We start from the raw sequence: 5,986 nt of genomic DNA, 5'->3' as shown, positions 1-5,986 counted from the left end.
GGCCAACCCGCCGTCGGGCTGCCGGTTCCGCACCCGCTGCTGGAAGGCCCAGGACATCTGCGCGCAGGAAGAGCCTCCGCTCCAGGTCAAGGCGCAGTTGAAGGGACCGGCGGTGCACGCGAGCGCCTGCCATTTCGCCGAGGTGCGGGACGTGGTGCAGGCGCACTGAGCAGCATCGCCGAGCACCGCTGACCGGACGCAGGGATCCGGTCAAAGCGACGACACGCGGGCCCCAAGGGTGCCGCCTCCTCAGGGAGGTGGCACCCTGTTCTTTGCGCCCGGCATGCTACGCGCGTCACTTGACGACCCGCCAGACGCTGCGGCCTTTCGGGTGTCGCCACTCTCCGTAGCGTTTTCCGGTTCCGGAGGAGAGGTAGGGGCGGCGTGTGGATGTTCGTTCATCGGACTGTATGCTCCGGGCTGCGGTACACCGTGTCCGATTGATTCAGCTACCTCCGGGGCACTATCGACCACGTGTCGGGATTCTCGGGAGGAGCGCGTGATCAAACCGCAATACTCCAAAGGGTTGGAGTACGCGAATCGGTGACGGATAGTAGATGCGCTTGTGCTCGGAAGACGGTCTTGCGCTCAGGGGGCGCCGACTGAACGGGCAGCCGCGGCGAGGACACCCACGGGTTGCCCGTCGTACTTCACTTCCGAAGTGATCCTTGAGGAGGCAACCCATGCGCGGAACGACGCGCGTGAAGTGGATCGCCGGCGTGGGCATGCTCGCGCTCGCGGCCACCGCTTGTGGCAGCGACAGCGACAGCGGCGGCAGCGGTGGCGCTCCGTCCGGCTACTACACGGCCAGCAGCACCGAGCCGCAGAACCTTTTGCAGCCGGCGAACGCGAACGAGACCGGCGGCTTCTACCCGCTGTCGATGCTCTTCCGCGGTCTGTACACGTACGACGCCAAGACCGGCGAGACCGTGTCGGCCATGGCGGAGTCGATGGAGTCCCCGGACAACGTCAACTGGACGGTCAAGCTCAAGCCGGGCTGGACCTTCCACAACGGCGAGCCGGTCAACGCGAAGTCCTTCGTGGACGCGTGGAACTGGGGCGCGCTGGGCACCAGCCAGCAGATCAACTCGACGTGGTTCCAGCCGATCGTCGGCTACGACCAGGTCCACCCGGCCGAGGGCAACCCGACCGCGCAGACCATGTCGGGCCTGAAGGTCGTGGACGACTCCACCTTCACGATCCAGCTCACCCACCCGATCTCGTCGTTCAAGGCGCAGATGGGCTACACGCCGTTCATGCCGCTGCCGCAGGAGTTCTACAAGGACCCCGACAAGTACGGCGCGGCCCCGATCGGCAACGGCCCGTTCCAGCTCGACACCGCCAACGGCGGCTGGGAGCGCAAGAAGTCGATCACCGTGAAGCGGTACGACAACTACGCGGGCAACGACAAGGCGAAGTCGGACGGCGTCCGCCTGGTCTTCTACACGACCTATGACGCCGCGTACACCGCGCTCCGCGACAACAAGCTCGACGTCATCGACCAGATCCCGGTCTCGGCGGTCGGCAACTTCCAGTCGGACCTGGGCAACCGCGCGATCGTGCAGCCGCAGCTCTCCATCCAGAAGATCGCCTTCCCGCTGTACGACGCGCAGTGGGGCACCCCGGGCGCGGCCAAGGTCCGCCAGGGCATCTCGATGGCGATCGACCGCGAGGGCATCACCAAGGCGCTGTACAAGGGCATGGAGCAGCCGGCCGTCGACTGGCTCGCCCCCGGCGTGCCCGGCCAGATGGACATCTGCGGTGAGACCTGCAAGTACGACCCGGCCAAGGCCAAGCAGCTCATCGCCGAGGGCGGCGGCATCCCCGGTGGCAAGTTCACCATCGCCACCAACGCCGACGGCCCCCACAAGGAGTGGGTGACCGCGGTCTGCAACAGCATCAACCAGGCGCTGGGCAGCACCGCGTGCGAGCCGAAGCTGTACGCGGAGTTCTCCGTCGCGCGCGAGGAGATCACCAGCCACAAGATGACCGGGGCGTACCGGACCGGCTGGAAGGCCGACTACCCGTTCCCGGACAACTTCCTGAACGACATCTACCGCACGGGTGCCGCGTCCAACGACTCCGGCTACTCGAACACCACCTTCGACGACCTGGCGAAGCAGGCGCAGGGCGCCACCGACGAGGCCCAGGCGCTGAAGCTCTGGCAGGACGCGGAGAAGCAGCTCGTCCAGGACCTCCCGTCGATCCCGCTCTGGTACTACGTGACCAAGGGTGGTTCCTCGACCAAGGTCTCGAACGTGTCGTTCGACGTGTTCGGCAACCCGGAGTTCACCGAGGTCACCGTCAACAAGTGACCTGCGCCCGAGGGTTCGGCCCCGTCCGCGTGTGACGGGGCCGTCCCGTACGGGATCACGCAACACCGCCTCAGCCGGCGCCGTGCTCCACGGCGTCGGCTGAGACGCGGCAGGTGGCGCGCCGAATCCGATCTTGACAGCAGGAGGCCAGGCATGGGGCGTTACGTCATCCGACGGCTGCTCCAGATGATCCCGGTGTTCATCGGGACCACGTTCTTGATCTATTTCATGGTCTACCAGCTCGGTGGGGACCCGATCGCCGCGATGTTCGGCGACAAGGCCGCCGACCCGGTGTTCGTGAGACAGATGCGCGAGGAGTTCCACCTGAACGATCCGCTGATCGTCCAGTACTGGTACTACCTCACCGGCCTCCTGCAAGGGGACTTCGGCACCAGCTTCAGCGGCATCCCGGTCGCGGACGAGTTGCAGCGGGCCTTCCCGGTCTCCATCCGCCTCGCGCTCGTCGCGTTCACCATCGAGATCGTGGTGGGCGTCGGGGCCGGCCTGCTGGCGGGCCTGCGCCGCGGCAAGCTGGCGGACTCGATCGTCCTGGTGACCACGCTGATCGTGATCTCCATCCCGGTCTTCGTGCTCGGCTACGTGCTCCAGTACTGGCTGGGCCTCAAGTGGAACGTGTTCCCCGCCACCGCGACGCCCGGCACCCCCACGTGGAGCGACCTGATCCTGCCCGGCATCGTGCTCGGCGGACTCTCGCTCGCGTTCGTCGCGCGCCTGACCCGCACGAGCATCGCGGAGAACATGCGGGCCGACTACGTCCGCACCGCGACCGCGAAGGGCCTGCCGCGCCGCCGGGTCGTCACCGTGCACCTGCTGCGCAACTCCCTGATCCCGGTGGTGACGTTCCTCGGGGCCGACCTCGGCGCGCTGATGGCCGGGGCGATCGTCACCGAGGGCATCTTCAACGTCGAAGGGGTCGGACGACTCATCTACCTGGCCGTCACCAAGCACGAGAGCGCGACGGTCGTCGGCGCGGTCGCCGCCCTGGTGATCGTGTACCTGGTGATGAACCTGATCGTCGACCTCCTGTACGCAGTCCTGGACCCGAGGATCCGGTATGTCTGAGCACGACAGGCAGCGCGAGCAGTTGCCCACCAGCAGCCAGGAGCAGCCGCACTTCGGCTCCCAGGAAGCACCCACCATCTTTCTCGCGGACGCGGACGCCACGACCTTGGAGAAGAACGGCGCGTACGCCGGCCCCGAGACCCCCGGCCAGCTCGACAAGCCGCGCGGCGCGTGGGCCGAGGCCTGGCGCGAACTGCGCCGCAGCCCCCGCTTCTACATCGCCGGGACGCTGCTGCTGCTGTTCATCGTCATGGCGATCTTCCCGGGCTGGTTCACCGACCAGGACCCGCGCTTCTGCCCGATCGCGCGCACCGACCTCAAGCCGTCGGGCGACCACTGGTTCGGCACCAACACCCAGGGCTGCGACATCTATTCGCGGACGATCTACGGCGCCCGCGCGTCGATCATCGTCGGCGTGGTGACCACCGCGATCATCGTGGTCGTGGGCGGCCTCGTCGGCGCACTGTCCGGATACTTCGGCGGCTGGGTCGACTCGGTCCTGGCCCGCATCACCGACATCTTCTTCGGCATCCCGCTGCTGCTCGCCGCGCTGGTCTTCATGAGCGCCTTCCAGGACCGCACCGTGTGGACGGTGGTGTCCGCGCTGGGCATCTTCGGCTGGATGCAGGTCGCCCGCATCATGCGCGGGTCGGTGATCACGGTGAAATCCTCGGACTACGTCGTGGCGGCGAGAGCCCTCGGTGCCGGGACGGGGCGCATCCTGGCGCGGCACGTGCTGCCCAACGCGGTCGCCCCGGTGATCGTGGTGGCGACGATCTCGCTCGGCACCTTCATCTCGGCCGAGGCGACGCTGTCCTTCCTGGGCATCGGCCTGCCGCTGAGCGAGGTCTCCTGGGGCGCGGACATCAGCACCGCCACCAACGTGCTGCGCGACGCCCCGTACCAGCTCTTCTTCCCGTCGCTGTTCCTGTCCGTGACGGTACTCAGCTTCATCCTGCTCGGCGACGCGGTCCGCGACGCCCTCGACCCGAAGCTCCGCTGACGGGGGAGGGGACAACACAAGTGACGACGAACCAGCTCACCAAGCCCGAGCCGACGGACGCCCCGCCCGGTGCGCCGCTGCTCGAAGTCGACGACCTCTACGTCGAGTTCCGCACGCGTGACGGCGTGGCCAAGGCGATCAACGGCGTGTCGTACTCGGTCGCGGCCGGCGAGACGCTGGCCGTGCTCGGCGAGTCCGGCTCCGGCAAGTCGGTGACCGCGCAGACGATCATGGGCATCCTCGACATGCCCCCGGGCGTGATCACCGGCGGCGAGATCCGCTTCCACGGCCGCGACATGCTCAAGATGAACAAGGACGAGCGCCGGAAGATCCGCGGCAAGAAGATCGCGATGATCTTCCAGGACGCGCTGTCCGCGCTCAACCCGGTCTACTCCGTGGGCTTCCAACTCGCCGAGATGTTCCGCGTGCACGAGGGCATGTCGCGCAAGGAGGCCAAGGCCAAGGCCATCGAGCTGATGGATCTGGTGAAGATCCCGGCGGCACGCGAGCGGGTCAACGACTACCCGCACCAGTTCTCCGGCGGCATGCGGCAGCGCATCATGATCGCCATGGCGATGGCGCTCGGCCCCGAGCTGATCATCGCGGACGAGCCGACCACCGCCCTCGACGTGACCGTGCAGGCCCAGGTCATGGACCTGCTCGCGGACCTCCAGCGCGAGTTCCACATGGGCCTCATCCTGATCACCCACGACCTCGGCGTGGTCGCCGACGTCGCGGACAAGATCGCGGTGATGTACGCGGGCCGCATCGTCGAGGAGGCGGCTGTCCACGACCTGTACGCGAACCCCGCGCACCCGTACACCGAGGGCCTCCTCGCGTCCATCCCGCGGCTCGACCTCAAGGGCCAGGACCTGTACGCGATCAAGGGCCTGCCGCCGAACCTCATGCGCATCCCGCGCGGCTGCGCCTTCAACCCGCGCTGCCCGTACGCGGAGGAGATCTGCCGCACGGACGTGCCGCCGCTGATCGAGGCCGCCCCCGGCCGCCACAGCGCCTGTCACTTCGCGCAGCGCGTGCTCGACAACAACGGAGGCTCGTGATGGCACCCAGCGGTGAGCCCATCCTCCAGGTGAACGATCTGGTCAAGCACTTCCCGCTGACCCAGGGCATCCTGTTCCAGAAGCAGGTCGGCGCGGTGAAGGCCGTCGACGGGGTGAACTTCGAGCTGATCCAGGGCGAGACGCTGGGTCTGGTCGGCGAGTCGGGCTGCGGCAAGTCGACGGTGGCCAAGCTCCTGATGAACCTGGAGAAGGCGTCGTCCGGCCAGGTGCTCTACAAGGGCCAGGACATCTCCAAGGTGTCCGGCAAGGCGCTCAAGGCGGTCCGGCGGAACATCCAGATGGTGTTCCAGGACCCGTACACCTCGCTCAACCCGCGCATGACCGTCGCGGACATCATCGGCGAGCCGTACGCGATCCACCCGGAGGCGGCGCCCAAGGGCGGCAACGGCGCGGTCAAGAAGCGCGTCCAGGAGCTGCTGGAACTGGTCGGCCTGAACCCGGAGCACATCAACCGGTACCCGCACCAGTTCTCGGGCGGCCAGCGGCAGCGCATCGGTATCGCG

The 5,986-nt window shown here is 67.5% G+C and carries 5 protein-coding genes and 1 pseudogene; all 6 read left to right on the top strand.

Going from position 1 to position 5,986, the window contains the following annotated elements:
• Positions 1–169, top strand: a pseudogene (locus ACRX5S_RS40925) (peptide ABC transporter ATP-binding protein); the annotation flags it as partial.
• Between the two features lie 514 nt (positions 170–683).
• Complete coding sequence (locus tag ACRX5S_RS40920) at positions 684–2,315, top strand: peptide ABC transporter substrate-binding protein (RefSeq protein ID WP_436778380.1); 1,632 nt, start codon at positions 684–686, stop codon at positions 2,313–2,315.
• A 153-nt stretch (positions 2,316–2,468) separates the two neighbouring features.
• Positions 2,469–3,398 (top strand): ABC transporter permease, encoded by a 930-nt coding sequence (locus tag ACRX5S_RS40915; protein ID WP_436778379.1) that lies wholly within the window; start codon positions 2,469–2,471, stop codon positions 3,396–3,398.
• Positions 3,391–4,401 (top strand): ABC transporter permease, encoded by a 1,011-nt coding sequence (locus tag ACRX5S_RS40910; RefSeq protein ID WP_436778378.1) that lies wholly within the window; start codon positions 3,391–3,393, stop codon positions 4,399–4,401. The genes ACRX5S_RS40915 and ACRX5S_RS40910 overlap by 8 nt, the downstream gene beginning before the upstream one ends.
• 20 nt (positions 4,402–4,421) lie before the next feature.
• A complete protein-coding gene (locus ACRX5S_RS40905; protein WP_436778377.1) occupies positions 4,422–5,462 on the top strand; it encodes an ABC transporter ATP-binding protein in 1,041 nt (346 codons plus the stop codon).
• Positions 5,462–5,986 (top strand): ATP-binding cassette domain-containing protein (locus ACRX5S_RS40900; RefSeq protein ID WP_436778376.1); only part of this gene is annotated, 525 nt, incomplete at its 3' end. The genes ACRX5S_RS40905 and ACRX5S_RS40900, both read left to right, overlap by 1 nt.

This window comes from Yinghuangia sp. YIM S09857, assembly GCF_051388915.1.
GTDB lineage: Bacteria > Actinomycetota > Actinomycetes > Streptomycetales > Streptomycetaceae > Yinghuangia.
This window is presented reverse-complemented; position numbering and strand designations above follow the sequence as displayed.

Coding starts and splice junctions, on each gene's coding strand:
- ACRX5S_RS40920 (WP_436778380.1), top strand. CDS start 684: ATGCGCGGAACGACGCGCGTGAAGTGGATCGCCGGCGTGGGCATGCTC.
- ACRX5S_RS40915 (WP_436778379.1), top strand. CDS start 2,469: ATGGGGCGTTACGTCATCCGACGGCTGCTCCAGATGATCCCGGTGTTC.
- ACRX5S_RS40910 (WP_436778378.1), top strand. CDS start 3,391: ATGTCTGAGCACGACAGGCAGCGCGAGCAGTTGCCCACCAGCAGCCAG.